Origin of the sequence: Lachnoclostridium phytofermentans ISDg, assembly GCF_000018685.1 — a bacterium.
Taxonomy (GTDB): domain Bacteria; phylum Bacillota; class Clostridia; order Lachnospirales; family Lachnospiraceae; genus Lachnoclostridium; species Lachnoclostridium phytofermentans.
In genome coordinates this window covers 3,698,829-3,717,064 of record NC_010001.1, presented here as the reverse complement: position 1 = coordinate 3,717,064, position 18,236 = coordinate 3,698,829, and the positions used below count along the sequence as shown (strand labels likewise).

Here is an 18,236-nt window from a genome sequence, read left to right as displayed (position 1 = left end):
GTGAAACAGGTTTCTGATAATATTACGAAATAGACACCAGAAAGGATAAGAAAATGAAAGAGAAAAAAAGTGTTGAGAATTTAAAAAATAACGAATCCAACAAGAATGCTTGGTTAAAGTATACGGATGCAGATGTAAAAAAAGTTCAGAAATTAAGTGAAGGTTATAAAGAATTTATCTCTGATTGTAAGACAGAGCGTGAATGTGCACTAGAAGTGATTCGTCAGGCTGAAAAAGAAGGCTACAAAGATTTGATGACTTTAACAAAAGTTAAGTCTGGTGATAAAGTTTACTTTAATAACATGGATAAAGCGGTTGCATTATTCTTAATTGGTAGTGAGCCTTTAGAAAAAGGTATGAAGTTACTTGGAGCTCATATCGACTCTCCACGTATCGACTTAAAGCAGGTTCCATTGTATGAAGATACAGAAATGGCATTATTTGATACTCACTACTATGGTGGGATTAAGAAATATCAGTGGGTAACCTTACCACTTGCTATCCATGGTGTTGTTGTAAAGAAGGATGGAACAAAAGTAAACATCGTAATTGGTGAAAAAGACAGTGATCCAGTAGTTGGTATTACTGATTTACTAGTTCATCTGTCCGCAGAACAGATGGAAAAGAAGGCTGCTAAGGTAGTAGAAGGAGAAGACCTAAATGTTCTTATCGGTAGCCAGCCATTAAAAGGTGAAGAAAAAGAAGCAGTAAAAGGGAATATGCTTAAACTGTTAAAAGAGTTTTATGACATTGAAGAGGCAGATTTCTTATCCGCTGAGTTAGAAGTTGTTCCTGCTGGTAAAGCACGTGACTTTGGTATTGATCGAAGCATGGTAATGGGATATGGTCAAGACGATAGAGTTTGTTCTTACACTTCTATGAAAGCGTTATTTGAACTTGATAAAATAGACCGTACTGCAGTTTGCTTATTAGTTGATAAAGAAGAGGTTGGTAGTATCGGTGCAACTGGTATGCATTCCAAATTCTTTGAAAATGCAGTTGCAGAATTAATGGATAAGATGGGTGAATATTCTGAACTTAAATTAAGAAGAGCGTTCCAGAATTCTCATATGCTTTCTTCTGACGTAAGTGCAGCATTTGATCCTAACTATCCATCCGTTATGGAAAAGAAAAACTCTGCATATTTCGGAAGAGGTATTGTATTTAACAAATACACAGGAGCAAGAGGAAAATCTGGTTGTAACGATGCAAATCCAGAGTTTATTGCAGCTTTACGTGCAGCTATGGAAAAACACGACGTTAACTTCCAAACCTCAGAGCTTGGTAAAGTAGACCAAGGTGGCGGTGGAACAATCGCTTACATTATGGCTCAGTACAATATGGAAGTAATCGATAGTGGTGTAGCAGTATTAAATATGCATGCTCCATGGGAAATTACAAGTAAAGCTGATATCTATGAAGCAATGAGAGGCTATGAGGCTTTCCTTCGTGAGATGTAATTGTGAAGAGAATTTCTAAGGCACCAAAAGACGCTGCCTAAGAAATTCTAAAACTTCACACTGGAAGTTTGTGCCTGCGTAATCCTCGGCACAAACTTCTAGCCTACTGAGCAGGCATATTTACAAGAGTGAAGAGAATTTCTAGCCTACTGAGAAGGCATGGTTTCAATAAAAATGATAGAGTTAGAATGGAGTTTCTATGTCAGTAACAATTAAGATAAAAAAAGTAAAAGAGAATGCAATGTTGCCAACAAGGGGCAGCGTAGAGGCAGCAGGATATGATTTATATGCGTGCCTAGACACGGATGCTTGTGAAATAAAACCACATGAAACTGTCAAAATAGGTACAGGGTTAGCAATTGAAATTCCATCCGGATACTTTGGTGGCATATTCGCGCGAAGCGGAATTGCTGCAAAGAACGGATTACGTCCTGCAAACTGCGTTGGTGTCGCGGATAGTGACTATCGTGGCGAATATATCATTGCACTTCATAATGATACCGATATAGTTCAAACGATTGCAAATCATGAACGTATTGCACAACTTGTGGTAATTCCTTATCTATCGGTTGATTTTACAGAAGTTGAGGAGCTATCAGATACAGTACGTGGTGATGGCGGATTCGGTAGTACAGGGACAAAGTAAGTATAAAAGTTAAAAAATGTATAGTTATGACTTATATGAAATATAATAAACATTGATTTTACTTATGTAATATCCTACGGTATACTACTTAAGTAATAGGGCATTGTAGCAAATCTGTTACAATGCTTTTTTTATTTAGAAGAAATTACGTTGCAATTTCATATGAATTTCTATTAAAATCTGTAACAGAATTTGTGTTGTAGTTTATCTTAAGGAGGACATTATTATGGTTAAAGCAATTGTTGGTGCTAACTGGGGAGATGAAGGAAAAGGTAAGATAACAGATATGCTAGGTGAAGAATCTGACATTATCGTTCGTTATCAAGGCGGTAGTAATGCAGGACATACCATTATTAATCAGTATGGTAAGTTTGCTCTTCACTTACTTCCTTCTGGAGTATTTTATGATCATACGACTTGCATCATCGGAAACGGAGTTGCTTTGAATATTCCTTACCTTTTAGAAGAAATAAAATCAATTGTTGATCAAGGTGTTCCAATGCCTAAGATATTAGTTTCTGATCGTACCCAGATTATGATGCCTTATCATATTCTGTTTGATCAATATGAAGAAGAAAGACTTGGTGGAAAATCTTTTGGTTCCACAAAGTCCGGTATTGCTCCATTTTATTCTGATAAATATGCAAAGATAGGTTTTCAAGTATCTGAATTATTTGATGAAGAAGAGCTTAAAGAAAAAGTAGAACGTGTCTGTGAGATGAAAAATATCATGTTAGAGCATATGTATCACAAGCCATTAATTGATAAGAATGAGCTTTATCAGACATTAATTGAATATCGGAATATGGTTACTCCTTATGTAGCAGATGTTTCTGCTTATTTACATGAAGCAATAAAGGAAGATAAGAATATCTTATTAGAGGGACAGCTTGGAGCCTTAAAAGATCCTGACTTTGGTATCTACCCAATGGTAACATCCTCCTCTACTTTAGCAGCATATGGTGCAATTGGTGCTGGAATTCCACCATATGAAATAAAAGAGATCGTCACAGTTGTAAAAGCATATTCTTCTGCGGTTGGTGCCGGTGAATTTGTTAGTGAAATCTTCGGTGAAGAGGCAGACGAATTAAGAAAACGTGGTGGTGATTGTGGCGAATACGGTGCAACCACAGGAAGACCAAGGCGTATGGGATGGTTTGATGCAGTAGCAAGTAGATATGGATGTAGAATGCAGGGGGCAACCGAGGTAGCGTTAACAGTATTAGATGTTCTTGGTTATTTAAAAGAGTTACCAGTTTGTGTTGGTTATGAAATTGATGGAGTAGTAACGAAAGATTTCCCTACTACAGTAAAACTTAAGAAAGCAAAACCAGTATACGAAGTACTTCCAGGGTGGGAATGTGATATCGATGGAATTAAAACGTATGAAGAACTCCCAGAAAACTGCAGAAAGTACATTGAATTTATTGAAAAAGAGCTTGAAGTACCTGTTACCTTAATTTCCAATGGTCCTGAACGTGATGACATTATTCGTAGAAAATAATTCATGACAAGGAAAAGTTCGCGGAGGATGCTTTTACTTATTGAATAAAAGTGGTATGCTTCCACCTAAGAGGATAATAGTATTCTTGTAAGTATTAGATAAATTAAGAATAAGGTATGAATGAAACAAGAATTAACTAAAATGGCATAAAAGCTGTATGAAAAAGGGACTTAAAACGGAAAAGAAATGAAACCGTTTAAGTCCCTTATTGTTATAATTAAAGCTAATTACAAATGTAATTCTTACTACTCTACAATCTTTATATTTTCTTTGAAACCTTTGGTGTAATGTAGTTCATAATCCGATGTTATGAATACAGCATAGGTATCAGGTAATGATTCAATCAATTTCATTCCCTTCTCTAGGCCTAGTGCAAAACAAGTGGTACTTAATGCATCACCGTCCACAGATTCTTTCGTAACTATAGTTACTGAAGTAAGATCATTTTCATAAGGATATCCAGTGGATGGATTTAATATGTGATGATAATTCTTGCCGTCAACGGTAAAGAAACGCTCATAGATACCGGATGACACAACTGTTAGGTCACGAATTTCTATCACTGCAATTGTTTCGTTACGATCTTTAAATGGTTTTTGAATTCCTACCTTAAAGGCAGAACCATCTGGCTTCTCACCAACACACAAAATGTTACCGCCTAAATTAATAATAGCGCTATTGACACCTTTAGAAACTAAAAATTCTTTTATTTTATCAGCGATGTAACCTTTTGCGATGGCTCCTAAATCAATCCCCATACCATCTTTCTCAAAAGTAATCGTGTTGCCATCTAATTTTAAGTACTGATATCCAATATGAGTTAACGCTTCCTTAATTTCATCCGGACTTGGAAGACGTTCCTCGCTTGAACCGAAATTCCAGAGACTTGTGAGTGGTTCTAGCGTTAAATCAAAAGCTCCATCAGAAAGTTGACTGTAAAGGAATCCTTTTGTTAAGAGCTCTTTGGTTTCATCGGAAACCGTATAACTATTATGAGCTTTTTCATTTAGTTGATAGATTTCGCTTTCTTTCTTCGTTCTGCTTAATAGGTTTTCATAATAATCGCATAATTGAAAAGCTTCATCAATAATCCTCTCATCTTCACTGTCATATAAAGTAATGGACACGACAGTATTTAACTTAAAGGAACTTTTCGAGATAGGAGTAGTACCTTCCTTTTCCGCTATGGTAGGAGTAGGTTCTGGCGAATCTTTTGAGGGTGTTTTTTTGGCACAAGCATTGAAAGTTAACATCACGGTACTGAGAGTGATTAGTGTTAAAAACTTAATTGTACGTTTTGTAAAAAAGCCCTTATTTTGATTTGAATTATTGTTAAGATCTGATTTTTGGTTTTTATGTTTTATTATATTAATCATATGGTATTTTCTCATAAAAAAACTCCTTAAAAATAGTAAATTTATTGTAAGGGATTGTTCGAAGAATGTCAAGGTTAGCAAAAATTTTCTATAATTTAATACCGGATTTTTTTACAATTTCTTATAATAAGATTAATGAAATGGAAAACGCAGCCTAATATATAGAAATAACTAGCATATTTTTGGTCAAAACAAGGTAAAAAAATAAGAAATATACAAAAAAATCCAAAAAATATAGTATTTACGCATTGCCATTTATATGTTATTATATTAACAAGGTGATACTCTATCATAACTTGGAGAGTTATCATTTATGGCTCGGAAGATGCAGGAGGGGGGGTAACCCTTTTGCAAACGTTGCTTAGAAAATCAATAGACATATTTTTGGTGGAGGATGTATCTATGAGAAAGAGTAAGAGATGGATTGCCGTTACGGCACTAGCAGGAATAACTGCTGCAGCGCTAATTACCGCTGTTGTTGTGAAGAACAATCTGAACAAAGGACCAGAAGGAACCATATCCATTGTTCAAGAAGGAACCGACATGGGTATTAAACAGGTTCAAGTATTAAAGGATAAATCAGGAACTATTACCGGTTATACAGTGAATGTAGAATCCAAAGGTTTCGGTAAAACTCCAATGGAGTTAGCAATCAGTTTTAATGCGGAAAAGGATACGATTACAGGAATCGTAGTGGTGTCCCATTCTGAGAGCGATGACTATGGCGCAAAGATGACACAGCCAGAATTCTTAGATCAATTTAAGGGTGCTAAGCTACCAATCTACATTCCAGGTGTTAGTTTAACTTCTGCTTCTTCTAAAGTGAAAGAAGTTACAACTATGACCACAACTTCTTCTACATTAAAAGATGGAAAATATAAAGTAGAAGCAAAAGAAGCAAGCAATGGTTATACCAGCCAATTATCAATGACAATAGCTGGTGGATTAATTACTGAAGTAGTTTGGGATTGTGTTGATGCGAATGGAAATTTAAAGAGCGTTCAAGCAATAAATGGCGAATATGTGATGACAGAAAAGGGTCCGAACTGGGCAGAACAAGCGGAAGCTTTAGCTCAGTATGTTATTGAACATCAAGGATTAACAGGACTTACAATAGATGAAGGTGGTAAAACTGACGCTGTAGCAAGTGTAAGTATTTCTATCAGCGATTTCGTGGCACAAGTGGAAGAGTGTTTAACTCTTGCATCTAATGTGCAGGTACTAAAAGATGGAACATATAAAAAAGTAGCAACAGAAGCTTACAATGGCTATACAAGTAGTGTGGAACTAACTGTTGCTGGTGGCAAGATTACAGACGTAATATGGGATTGTGCTGATGCAAATGGAAACTTAAAGAGTGTTCTATCTCAAAATGGCGAATATGTTATGACAAAAGATGGTCCAACATGGTATGAGCAGGCTCAGGATCTAGCAAAGTATGTTATTGAGAAACAAGGAACAACTGGTCTTACTCTTGATGAGAGTGGAAAGACAGATGTTGTAGCAAGTGTTAGTATTGCCATTTCGGAATTTGTAGATCAGGTAGAAGATTGTCTTCGTCAGGCAGCGGCTCAACCTGTTGTATTAAATAATGGAACTTATAATATTGAAGCAGCTGAAGCAAGCAACGGTTATGTAAGCAAATTAAGCTTAACAGTAGCTGGCGGTAAGATTACGGATGTTGTTTGGGACTGCGAAGATGCGAATGGCAACTTAAAGAGCATACAGTCACAAAACGGTGAGTATGTAATGACAGCGGATGGAGCAACCTGGTATGAGCAAGCTCAGGCTCTTGCACAATATGTTATTGCAAATCAGGGAACAGCTGGTCTTACTCTTGATGAAAATGGAAAGACAGACGTAGTTGCTACGGTAAGTATTTCTATCAATGAATTTGTAGCTCAGGTAGAAGAAGCAATTCGCGAGGCTGCCGGTGTGAAAGAAGAAGTTAAATTAAATGATGGTAAATACGAAATCGAAGCGCCTGAAGCACACAACGGTTATGTAAGCAAATTAACCTTAATAGTAGCTGGTGGTAAAGTTACAGATGTAGTTTGGGATTGTGAAGATGCGAATGGAAACCTTAAGAGTATTCAGTCACAAAACGGCGAGTATGTAATGACAGAAAAAGGTGCAACATGGTTTGAGCAGGCTCAGGCACTTGCACAATACGTTATTGAACATCAAGGAACAGACGGACTTATCTTAGATGAGAATGGAAAGACTGATGTTGTTGCAACCGTAAGTATTGATATTTCGGAATTTGTAAACCAGGTAGAACAAGCACTTCGTAAGGCTGCAGGTGAAGCAGAACCAGAACAACCTGAAAAAGAAGAAGAACCAGAACCAGAAGTAGTGGATGGCACTAAAGTCGATGGTATTTCTGGTGCTACTATAACTACAAAGGCAATCTTAGCGGCAATTAACAATGCGTATGATTATCTTGTTCATTATGTAAATGAGTAATTAATAAAATATTAGAATAGGAGCGTCACCAAATAACGTTAGAGTATTTTGGTGACGCTCTTTTGGCTCTGTCTCAAGTGCCGGGTTGAGGTTTCTTTGGAACCTACCTAGATACTAGACGCAGAGCTACTTTTAATTTAGGGCGAAGCCACTTTGTTCCTTATATGTAAAGTATAAAAGCTTGCGAAAAGAATAGGGCTTGTTATATAATAAATTTAGGATGGAGGTAAGGTATGTATAAGCTATTGGTGGTGGAAGACGAAAAATCAATTGCATATGGAATGGCAAATAGTATTCCATGGGGGGAATGGGGATTTGAAATTAGCGGTGTCTGCGGAAATGGATTGGAGGCCCTTGATCAAATAAAAAAGGACAAGCCTCATGTGATAATTTCAGACATTCGAATGCCAGAAATGGATGGAATAGAGCTAATGCAGTATCTAAATCAGCATTACCCGGAGATTAAAATCATTATTCTAAGTGGCTATAATGATTTTGAATATATGCAGATGTCCATTAAAAGCCAGGTTTCTGAGTACTTATTAAAACCTACTGATCTTGATGAATTCGAAGTTATGTTTCGTAAAATGAAAGATAGACTTGATGAAGAAAATAGAAAAAAAATAGAGGAAATTGAGCTAAAACAGGCTTATGAGGAAGGTAAGAGCCTAAAGCTTAGAAAGAAGTTCAATGATTTGATAAAGGGCTATGGCTATAACGAAGAAGAGATGGAGGAAGAATTCTTACAACATGATGGAAACTGGTTTGGTGTTATTCGGATTAGTTTCGATGTCCAGAATTCGGTAGATAAGAATGCCTTTTATCAGAAGCAAATTAAGATAGAGAACCTTCTAAATGAAAAGGCTTCCAAAGAGCAGCAAATAGTAGGAAAATTTATTTTAAACTTTGAAGAAAAGATAACCGGAATTCTAAAATCTGAAGAAGAACCAGAAGAAGAAGTCCTTCGTAGCTATACCAAGAAGATGTTAGAATGCGTCATAGGAGAGGGTAACATCAATGCATATGCAGGTATTAGCAACTTCTATGTGGATTTTCAGATGTTACCTCAGTGTTATGAACAAGCGAAATGCTGTGTCGGTCAGAAAATCTATAGTGAAGCCAAAAGCCAGATTATGTTCTATAAAGAAATGCAGGAAGCAGATTTTGACTATTACGCCATTTCTTTTGACGTGGAGAAGATTCTTAAGGAAATTTTAGAACAGCAAGAAAAAGAATTAGAAGAGACACTGGAACAGATTTTCTCTGAATTCAGAGGGAAGGTGATTCTTGATTATGATTGTATTAACCGTCTAAGCCTTGAGTTAATGTTTAACCTATCCCGTGAGCTGTTACGCTATGGTGTTCAACTTGAGAAAGTTATGAAAAAGATGGATTACACATATACACACATATATACCTTTAAAAGCTTGGAAGGGAAAAAAGAGTTTCTATTTAAAATTCTTCGAGAAGTTTCCAAAGAAAGTGCTCGAATGAAGGGAGAATGGAAAAACAGAAGCAGCCTTGCTCAGCAAATAAAGGAAATTGTGGATGCAGAATACGATTCTAACCAGATTTCTCTAGAATATGTTGGTACCAAGGTGTGTAAGAATACAGCATACATTTCTAAAATATTTAAAAATGAATTTGGATGTAATTTTAGTGATTATATTATATCAAAACGATTGGAGAAAAGTCAGAAACTTCTGGCAGATCCGGCACTTAAGATATATGAAATAGCTGAGGAAATGGGATGGGCTGATGTATCCAACTATATTAAGTTATTTAAGAAAAAGTATGGAATGAGTCCAAAAGAGTATCGTAATATCCTCCAAGCAGGAGGTATCCTCCAAACAGGAGGTAACCACCCAAAAGGAGTTGGCCATGCTAAAGATTCTGAAAATTAATAAAATGAAAAAGCAAAATAAGAGAAAATATTTGGGCCTAAAAGGCAGGATGCTGCTCGGTATTTTACAGGTGCTGATTCCGATTATGATAGTGATCACTATATTATTCTGGAATACACGAAAAGTTATGAAGCAGGAATATATGCGAACTACCCAAAGCAGGGTTACTGAGATTGCTAATAAAATAGATGCTAAACTTACGGATATTTACAGTGTTTCTGATAATTTCGCTGCAAATGACCAGTTGGATAAATATATTGAAAAGGTATATTCACCGCAAGAGCAGATTTATAAGAAACTGGATATTGTTCGTATTTACAGTAATATATTTTCAGCTTATGATATATTAAATAAGAGGGAAAGAATCAGTGCAATATACACATACAAAGGGGAGTTGTTTAATTTTCTGGACCCTAATAAGAATACGAAAGAGGTTATAGAAAAATTACAGGATATGAATATTGAAGATCCTGACCTTTTGATGAAGTTTCGCTGGTTTCCAGTGCAAGATAATTTTCTTTTGAGTGACTATCCGGAGGGGATACGCGAGCAGAAGGCTGTTATGGGTATTCGAAGGATTTATTCATGGGAAAAAGGAAAATATCAATATGTACAGTTATTTGCCTTGAAAGAAAAAGAGATATATGAACAGTATGTTCAACTTGCTGAATCTATTCCTGGTGATATCTATATTTTAACAGGAGATGGCAGTTTGATTTCCTCGAGCAATGAAGAAGTGGTAAAAGCCGGGGAAATATCAAGTAAATTAAAAGATATGATCTTAGAGCGTACCAAGGACTCTCAGGAAATGCAAGATTCTTCGGGACATAAATTGGTAAATGTAAAAGTTTCCGAAGTAAATGACTGGATGACAGTTATGATAATTCCTGTAAATGCGGTTACTAGGGATATGGATATGCTATACCTTAGAATATTCTTGGTTATGATGGTTTGTGTCGGACTTTGTGCTATCATGGTATTATATTTATATAAGAGCTTTATGGATCCAATCGGCGAGCTCAATGCCTCAATGAAAGAAGTGTATGGTGGTAATCTAAACGCTTATATTGAAGTGAAACAGAAAAATGAAATGGGTGATATGATACGCTATTACAATTCAATGCTGGAGCAAATTAATACCCTTTTCATTGAAGATTTAAAAGCAGAACGTAAGAAAAAAGAACTGGAACTTGAAGTATTGATGAGTCAGATTAACCCTCATTTCCTTTATAATACTCTGGAGAATATTGTGTGGATATCCAATGATGCTGGCAGACCAGACATTGGACGTATGGCTGCCTCCCTTGGCAGAATGTATCGTTTGTCAATAAGCGGGGGTCAGGTTATTGTCTTAATGGAACACGAAATAGAGCATCTGATGGCCTTTGTCAATATTCAAAAAAACCGCTATAAGGAAGAGTTTGAATTTGACCTCCGTACGGATATGCAGCAGATACATGGATTGTATTCTTTAAAGATATTGCTACAACCTGTGGTAGAAAATTCTTTCCTATATGGTATGACTGGATTAAAACATCCAATGCTAATCAGGGTAACTATTAAAGAGAAAGATGGATGGGTCACCATAAAAGTGATGGATAATGGCCGTGGAATGGACAAAGAGCAATTAAAGGAAATACGAAACCAAATTCGCTTTGGAAGGACAGAGAAGGCAGAACAAGAGAGAAACCGCCGTAGTACCGGTATCGGGCTCCATAGTGTGGAAATGAGAATTAAGCTGTACTTTGGAGTTGATCATGCTGTTTCTATATATAGTAAAAAAGAGGTGGGAACTTTAACTGTCATTCGGATCCCAAAGATAACGAAAGATGATGTTGACGAACGTGGAAATTTGATAGAAAATAAGCGAATAAAGTAAGATTGAATTAAGAAATCAGGCATAAAATTGTCTGATTTCTTTTCTTTTTTGTTCAAAATAACGAAATTAGCCAACGAATATAAAAAACGACATATGGGTTATTGACAAATAATACGGTAGAATATGAGTAAAGGAAAGCTCATATTAGAGTGACTCTTCCTAGCTAAAATAGAAAGTGAGAGGCAGGCTTATGAAAATGGAAAAAACATCAGCACCAAAAGGAAGGACAAACGGTTCGAAAGAACAAAAGAAAGAAAATAGGTATGGATGGCTATTTATATCACCATATTTAATATTTTTCACTATTTTTACAGGTATTCCTTTCTTAATTGCAATTGTGATGTCGTTTTTAAACGTGAAATATATTACAAGACTAGACAACCTGAAATTTGTAGGGTTCCAGAATTTCATCAAAATATTTAAGAATAAAGAAATTATTGCGTCACTTCTTAGAACCTTTCAATACTCGCTGGTTTATGTACCGTTAATTATGGTAGTTGGATTTGCACTGGCATTTATTTTAAACAAAGGTGTATTTCTAAAAAACACAACCCGATCTTTGGTATTTATGCCTTATGTATCTAACATGGTAGCAGTGGCAGTCATTTTCAAGGTTTTACTGGGTAATAATAGTCCAATTATTGTAGCTTTAAGAAATATGGGATTTAATCCACCACTGCTTTTACAAGATTTAAAACTGGCTCTTCCTACCGTAGCGATAATTTCCGTATGGAAGGGTGTGGGACTAAACATGGTTGTTTATCTTGGTGCATTGCAGGAAGTACCTTCTGAACTGATAGAAGCAGCACAGATTGACGGAGCAACAAAATGGCAGAGAATCCGTAAAGTAATCATACCAATGATTTCACCAACAACTTTCTTCTTGACAATTAGTTCAATTATTGGTTCTTTCCAAAACTTTACCTGTATACAGGCACTTACCGAAGGCGGTCCGGGACAGGCAACAACAGTTATGTCTGTAAATATTGTCCGTACTGCATTTACAAAATTTGATACCAGCTTGGCAAGTGCAATGGCTCTAATTATGTTTGTGATCGTTATGATTGTAACTCTTATTCAATGGCGCGGACAGAAAAAATGGGTGAATTATTAAGGAGGAACAGGAAATGCAGAAAAAAAATAAAGGTTTAAAAATATTTCTAACGATATTCATACTGAGTATTGGATTAATAGCCAACTTTCCATTTATATTCATGATTTCTTCTTCTTTTAAAGTAAGCGGAGAAGTTATGAAATTCCCTTGGAAATTGATTTCAGAAAATCCGACACTCATGAACTTTAAAGCATTATTTACAAATGGTATCTACAACTTCCAGAAATGGTATTTAAATACCATTGTTATGACTGGTCTTACAATCTTAATTAAAATTTTCTTTGTAAGCTTTACTGCATATGGCTTTGCTAAGATTAAATTTAAGGGAAAGGATTTTATATTCCTTATCTTATTGTCAGCTATGATGATACCAAGCGATATTATGATTATACCAAGATACATGATATTTAAGAATTTGCACATTCTTGACTCTATGTGGGCATTAATTTTGCCAAGTTGTGTGGATGTTTATTTTGTGTTTTTACTACGTCAGTCATTTATTTCAATCCCGGATTCCATAAGTGAAGCGGCGAAAATTGACGGTTGTGACCACTTCCGTATTTATTGGAGAATTATTTTCCCACTGGCAAAACCGGCAATTGCAACTATGGCGCTGTTTTCTTTCACATGGTCTTGGAATGATTACATGGGTCCATATCTGTATATTTCTACTATGGATAAGCAGATGTTATCAGTTGGAGTTAAATTATTCTCCTCTGGTATGATTCAGGATTATGGTACTCAGATGGCTGCTGCAACAGTGGTACTTTTACCAATTCTAATTGCATTCCTTTTCTGCCAGAAGTTCTTCATCGAAGGTGTCGCTTCTTCTGCAGTAAAAGGGTGATGCCTGAAGTTTAAGGCAATTACAATAAAGCTTCCGGTCTCGAACAGGGATTGTAATAAAGTATTATGCAATCTGCTTAAGTATACCGGAGGCTATTTTTTTCTAATTTAAGATTTTTTGGAGAAGGGGTTTCTCATATAAAATTATGAAATGAAAGAAAGGATAAATACGATGAGTGAAAAATTAACAGGAAGAGTTACCGTTCCTACCGATGTGGATATGATACAGGAGACGAAAGAAATCGCCGAAAGATGGGGAGCAGACGCTCTACGCGATTGCGATGGAACGGATATGCCCGATGAACTTAAGAAAATGCCTGCAAAGATTTATTCTACTTATTATACAACAAGAAAAGATAATGCATGGGCAAATGCTAATCCAGATGAAGTTCAGCAAGTCTATTTAATGACTGAATTTTATACTGCGATGTCACAGGGAGAACTTCGTATTCCTCTGATGAAGCATTTATATAAAGATCAATTAAAGCCTAACACAATTCATGATATTAAGCGCTGGTGGGAAGTGGTAGACCGTACGACAGGAGAACCATTAGTTCTTGATGCTTGGGAATATGATGAGAATAATCAGGAAGTTATTATTTTAAATCCAGACCATTTTCATGATTATACGGTAAGTTTCCTTGCGTTTATTATTTGGGATCCAGTCCATATGTACAATTTTATTACAAATGACTGGCAGGATGTAGAACATCAGATAACGTATGATGTACGTCAGCCTAAGACTCAGAAATATGTAATTGAAAAGTTAAAACGTTGGATGAAAGAAAATCCAGACAGTGATGTAGTTCGTTTTACAACGTTTTTCCATCAGTTTACCTTAGTATTTAATGAATTTGCCAAGGAGAAGTTCGTAGACTGGTTTGGTTATAGTGCCAGTGTCAGTCCATATATTTTAGAGCAATTTGAAAAAGAGGTTGGTTATAAATTCCGTCCAGAATATATCATTGATCAGGGTTACCATAACAATACGAATCGTGTACCATCAAAGGAATTTAGAGATTTTCAAGAGTTCCAGCAAAGAGAAGTTGCTAAGTTAATGAAAGTTCTTGTGGACATCTGCCACGATAACGATAAGGAAGCTATGATGTTCTTAGGAGATCACTGGATTGGAACGGAACCATTCGGCGAGTATTTTAAACATGTAGGACTTGACGCTGTAGTAGGAAGTGTAGGAAATGGAACAACACTCCGCTTGATTTCTGATATTCCAGGGGTAAAATATACAGAGGGACGTTTTCTTCCTTACTTCTTCCCAGATGTATTCCATGAAGGCGGCGATCCTATTAAAGAGGCAAAAGTAAACTGGGTAACTGCAAGACGTGCTATTTTAAGAAAGCCAGTTGATCGAATCGGTTATGGCGGTTATTTAAAGCTTGCACTCGATTTCCCTGAGTTTATACAATATATTGAAGAAGTATGTGACGAGTTCCGTCTTCTTTATGATAATATGGGAGGCCAAAGCCCATACAGCCATTTCAAAGTAGGAGTTTTAAATTCCTGGGGTAAGATACGTTCTTGGGGAACTCATATGGTGGCTCACGCGATTGATTATAAGCAGACTTACTCCTATGCCGGAGTACTTGAAGCATTAAGCGGTATGCCTTTTGATGTGGAATTTATAAGCTTTGAAGATGTGATTAAGAATCCAGTTATCTTAAATGAATGTGGGGTAGTAATTAACGTAGGTGATGCTTATACTGGACCAAGCGGCGGTGCTTATTGGACGAATGAAAAGGTTAGTAGTGCCGTGAAGGCTTTCGTTGCTCAGGGTGGCGGATTTATTGGAGTTGGCGAACCATCTGCATGTGAACATCAGGGTAGATATTTTACCTTGGCAAATGTACTAGGTGTAAATAAAGAAATTGGATTCTCCATGTCAACGGATAAATACAACTGGGATGAGCACAGCCACTTTATTACGGAAGATTCCAATGAAAGTATTAATTTTGGAGAAGGCATGAAGAATATCTATGCTCTTGATGGAGCACAAATCCTACGTAAAGATGGACAAGATGTTCAAATGGCTGTCAACCAATTTGGTGATGGAAGAAGTGTTTATATTAGTGGAATTCCTTATTCCTTTGAAAACTCTAGAATGCTTTACCGTGCTATATTCTGGGCCGCAGGTATGGAGCAGGAGATGAAGAAATGGTATAGCAGCAACTATAATGTAGAAGTAAATTACTATCCTGCAACAAAGAAATATTGTATTGTAAATAATACTTACGAACCTCAGGAAACTATGATTTATGATGGACTAGGTAGAGAATACAGTATGAAATTAAAGGCAAATGATATTTTGTGGTTTACATTTTTAGAGGATTAGGAGATTAACATCTACAAGGGTTTTGGGACTTTAGGAAAGGAGCCCGTTATCATTATGCAGACAATGGAAACACTTAAGAACTATGAGGTAATCACGATAGAGGAAGCACGTGAAGCACTAAACCATGTGATTGCTCAGGTTAAAAATAATATTCCGGAATTTTATGATAGTTTTCCGGCAGCAAATAGCGTCAATCAGATTTATCCTGCTACGAAAAACGATGACTGGACCAATGGATTTTGGACTGGACAGTTGTGGTTGGCATATGAAGAGACAAAGGAGGGGACTTTTAAAGAAGCTGCCCTTCATCAAGTGCCAAGCTTTAAAGAACGTCTGGTAAAGAGAATTGTTGTAGATCATCATGATATGGGATTTTTGTATACCCCGTCCTGTGTTGCGGCTTATAAACTAACAGGTGATTCGCTAGCTAAAGAGACTGCTGTGATGGCAGCAGATAATCTGATGGGACGTTTTCAGGTGAATGGAGAATTCTTTCAGGCTTGGGGGCAATTAGGTGATCCTAAAGAATATAGGTTAATTATTGATTGCCTTTTAAATATGCCTTTGTTATTCTGGGCATCAGAGGAAACAAGGAATCCAAAATACCGCGAAACAGCACTTCGCCATATTCGGACAAGCATGAACTATGTAGTTCGTGAAGATTCCTCTACCTACCATACCTATTATTTTGACCCAGAAACAGGGGCTCCGGTACGTGGAGTAACTGCACAGGGATATCGAGATGGTTCCATATGGGCAAGAGGCCAGGCATGGGGAATCTATGGTTCAGCAATCGCTTATAAATATTGTCCGGATCCAATTTATATTGAAAGTTTTAGAAAGATTACAGCATGTTTTCTAGAACATTTACCAGAAGATCTGGTACCTTATTGGGATTTTGACTTTACTGATGGTAGTACGGAGCCAAGAGATTCTTCCTCTGCGGCCATAGCAGCATGTGGAATGCTTGAAATGGCAAAGTATCTAGAACCAGAGGAAGCAAAGACTTATATTCAACTAGCGAAACGTTTATTAAAGGCGCTGACAAAGCACTGCTTATATCGTTCTAGTGAAGATACCAACGGAATATTACTTCATTCCACCTATGCAAAAAGTTCTCCTTATAACACAGTAAAGGATAGTGGTGTTGATGAATTTACATTGTGGGGAGATTACTTTTATATGGAAGCACTTGTGAGGCTTACAACACAGTGGGAAGTTTATTGGTAGAAAAGGGGCCAGGAAAATGAAACAATTAGATGAAAGACTTATAAAAATTGTTCCGTCTGCTAGGCAGATTATGATGCAAAAAACAGAATTCTATGCATTCTTTCATTTTACTGTAAATACCTTTACCGGAGAAGAATGGGGACACGGAACAGAGTCACCGGAAATTTTCAATCCCACTAGGATGGATGCAGACCAATGGGTTGAAGCAATAAAAGCTGCTGGAATGAAAGGAGCAATCCTTACTTGTAAGCACCATGACGGATTTTGCCTATGGCCTAGTAAATATACGAAGCATTCTGTGAAATACAGTCCTTATCAGAATGGAAAAGGCGATATTGTAAAAGAAGTAGCAGAAGCTTGTAAGAAAGCCGGCTTGAAATTCGGTATTTATCTTTCTCCATGGGATCGTAATCAGGAAACTTATGGACAAGGGAAAGCATATGATGATTATTTTGTAGCACAGCTTACGGAACTACTTACCGGATATGGAGATATTTTTAGTGTATGGTTTGATGGTGCCTGCGGAGAAGGCCCTAATGGTAAAAAACAGGTTTATGATTGGCTGCGTTATTATGATAAGATAAGAAAATATATGCCTGATGCTTGTATTGCCGTAAGCGGTCCTGATGTTCGTTGGTGTGGCAATGAGGCAGGCGATACCCGTGATAGTGAATGGAGCGTTGTACCTGCAGACTTATCGGTAGCAGAGCGAGTGGCTGCTTTAAGCCAGCATGAGGATGATCCGTCTTTTAGGCAGAGGGTAATAAGCAGTATGGAGCAGGACTTAGGAAGCAGAGAACGCTTAGCTAAGGAACAGGACTTAATCTGGTATCCAGCAGAAGTGGATGTATCGATAAGACCAGGCTGGTTTTATCATCCTGAAGAGGATGGTAAAGTTCGTTCTCTTGATAATCTACTTGATATCTACGAAAAGTCTGTAGGGGGTAATACAACACTTCTTTTAAATATTCCTCCTATGCCAAATGGACTAATCAACGAGACTGACGTTAAAAGGCTACGGGAGCTTGGTGAGGAAATACAAAAAAGATATGGTAAGAACCTGACAGATGGAGCTTTAATTCAGGTAAAAGAAGAAAATGATTGGAAAGCAGTAGATAGTGTACAAAAGGATGACTATGAGACCTACTATCAAGGAATTGGTACACAGGCTGAGTTTAAGATTTCTTTTCATAATCCACAAAAGATTTCATCAGTTATTTTAAAAGAAAACATATTAAAGAGTCAGAGAATCGAAGCTTTTGAGATTTTATCTATGATAAATGGAAATCTTGTAAATATCTATGTGGGAACTACGGTTGGTTATAAGAAAATTGCACGTTTTCCGCAGATAGAATCGGATATACTTATTATACGAATTTTAGATTCTAGGATGGAGCCTACTTTTTCGTTCATTGGTATATATGAATAAAAAAATTAGGTTTTTATTTAATAATACCGTCAAAA

General features: G+C 36.7%; 12 protein-coding genes. 11 read left to right on the top strand and 1 reads right to left on the bottom strand.

All coding sequences use genetic code 11. The annotated features are described in order from the left end of the window. Positions 1–53 precede the first annotated feature (53 nt). From CPHY_RS15755 to CPHY_RS15745, 3 genes are all read left to right on the top strand, one after another. A complete protein-coding gene (locus CPHY_RS15755; RefSeq protein WP_012201047.1) occupies positions 54–1,460 on the top strand; it encodes an aminopeptidase in 1,407 nt (468 codons plus the stop codon). Positions 1,461–1,659: 199 nt separating this feature from the next. Continuing rightward, positions 1,660–2,106 carry a dUTP diphosphatase gene (dut, locus tag CPHY_RS15750; protein ID WP_012201046.1) on the top strand — a complete coding sequence of 149 codons (447 nt, stop codon included), beginning with the start codon at positions 1,660–1,662 and terminating at the stop codon, positions 2,104–2,106. Positions 2,107–2,332: 226 nt separating this feature from the next. After that, positions 2,333–3,610: an adenylosuccinate synthase gene (locus tag CPHY_RS15745; protein WP_012201045.1), complete on the top strand. Its 1,278-nt coding sequence runs from the start codon at positions 2,333–2,335 to the stop codon at positions 3,608–3,610. Between the two features lie 245 nt (positions 3,611–3,855). On the opposite strand, the gene CPHY_RS15740 is transcribed toward CPHY_RS15745, so the two are convergent. Then, positions 3,856–5,001, bottom strand: a complete 1,146-nt coding sequence (locus tag CPHY_RS15740; RefSeq protein WP_012201044.1) for an FAD:protein FMN transferase — start codon at positions 4,999–5,001, stop codon at positions 3,856–3,858. A gap of 387 nt (positions 5,002–5,388) precedes the next feature. Between CPHY_RS15740 and CPHY_RS20965 the strand changes: the two genes are divergently transcribed. From CPHY_RS20965 to CPHY_RS15695, 8 genes are all read left to right on the top strand, one after another. Further along, on the top strand, positions 5,389–7,452 hold the full coding sequence (locus CPHY_RS20965) for an FMN-binding protein (protein WP_012201043.1): 2,064 nt from the start codon (positions 5,389–5,391) through the stop codon (positions 7,450–7,452). Positions 7,453–7,685: 233 nt separating this feature from the next. Further along, positions 7,686–9,356, top strand: a complete 1,671-nt coding sequence (locus CPHY_RS21370) for a response regulator transcription factor (protein ID WP_012201042.1) — start codon at positions 7,686–7,688, stop codon at positions 9,354–9,356. Next, positions 9,334–11,235 carry a sensor histidine kinase gene (locus tag CPHY_RS22205; RefSeq protein ID WP_012201041.1) on the top strand — a complete coding sequence of 634 codons (1,902 nt, stop codon included), beginning with the start codon at positions 9,334–9,336 and terminating at the stop codon, positions 11,233–11,235. Before CPHY_RS21370 ends, CPHY_RS22205 begins: the two co-directional genes overlap by 23 nt. Positions 11,236–11,425: 190 nt before the next feature. Continuing rightward, the gene (locus tag CPHY_RS15715; protein ID WP_012201040.1) at positions 11,426–12,349 is read left to right on the top strand and encodes a carbohydrate ABC transporter permease; all 924 of its coding nucleotides are present in this window, start codon (positions 11,426–11,428) and stop codon (positions 12,347–12,349) included. Between the two features lie 13 nt (positions 12,350–12,362). Then, complete coding sequence (locus CPHY_RS15710) at positions 12,363–13,196, top strand: carbohydrate ABC transporter permease (protein ID WP_012201039.1); 834 nt, start codon at positions 12,363–12,365, stop codon at positions 13,194–13,196. A gap of 171 nt (positions 13,197–13,367) precedes the next feature. Then, positions 13,368–15,542: a 1,3-beta-galactosyl-N-acetylhexosamine phosphorylase gene (gene gnpA / locus CPHY_RS15705; RefSeq protein ID WP_012201038.1), complete on the top strand. Its 2,175-nt coding sequence runs from the start codon at positions 13,368–13,370 to the stop codon at positions 15,540–15,542. 54 nt (positions 15,543–15,596) lie between these two features. Continuing rightward, the gene (locus tag CPHY_RS15700) at positions 15,597–16,772 is read left to right on the top strand and encodes a glycoside hydrolase family 88 protein (RefSeq protein WP_012201037.1); all 1,176 of its coding nucleotides are present in this window, start codon (positions 15,597–15,599) and stop codon (positions 16,770–16,772) included. Positions 16,773–16,788: 16 nt separating this feature from the next. Then, entirely contained in the window at positions 16,789–18,201 is a 1,413-nt protein-coding gene (locus tag CPHY_RS15695) for an alpha-L-fucosidase (protein WP_012201036.1), read from the top strand. Positions 18,202–18,236: the final 35 nt, after the last annotated feature.

Coding starts and splice junctions, on each gene's coding strand:
- CPHY_RS15755 (WP_012201047.1), top strand. CDS start 54: ATGAAAGAGAAAAAAAGTGTTGAGAATTTAAAAAATAACGAATCCAAC.
- dut (WP_012201046.1), top strand. CDS start 1,660: ATGTCAGTAACAATTAAGATAAAAAAAGTAAAAGAGAATGCAATGTTG.
- CPHY_RS15745 (WP_012201045.1), top strand. CDS start 2,333: ATGGTTAAAGCAATTGTTGGTGCTAACTGGGGAGATGAAGGAAAAGGT.
- CPHY_RS15740 (WP_012201044.1), bottom strand. CDS start 5,001: ATGAGAAAATACCATATGATTAATATAATAAAACATAAAAACCAAAAA.
- CPHY_RS20965 (WP_012201043.1), top strand. CDS start 5,389: ATGAGAAAGAGTAAGAGATGGATTGCCGTTACGGCACTAGCAGGAATA.
- CPHY_RS21370 (WP_012201042.1), top strand. CDS start 7,686: ATGTATAAGCTATTGGTGGTGGAAGACGAAAAATCAATTGCATATGGA.
- CPHY_RS22205 (WP_012201041.1), top strand. CDS start 9,334: ATGCTAAAGATTCTGAAAATTAATAAAATGAAAAAGCAAAATAAGAGA.
- CPHY_RS15715 (WP_012201040.1), top strand. CDS start 11,426: ATGAAAATGGAAAAAACATCAGCACCAAAAGGAAGGACAAACGGTTCG.
- CPHY_RS15710 (WP_012201039.1), top strand. CDS start 12,363: ATGCAGAAAAAAAATAAAGGTTTAAAAATATTTCTAACGATATTCATA.
- gnpA (WP_012201038.1), top strand. CDS start 13,368: ATGAGTGAAAAATTAACAGGAAGAGTTACCGTTCCTACCGATGTGGAT.
- CPHY_RS15700 (WP_012201037.1), top strand. CDS start 15,597: ATGCAGACAATGGAAACACTTAAGAACTATGAGGTAATCACGATAGAG.
- CPHY_RS15695 (WP_012201036.1), top strand. CDS start 16,789: ATGAAACAATTAGATGAAAGACTTATAAAAATTGTTCCGTCTGCTAGG.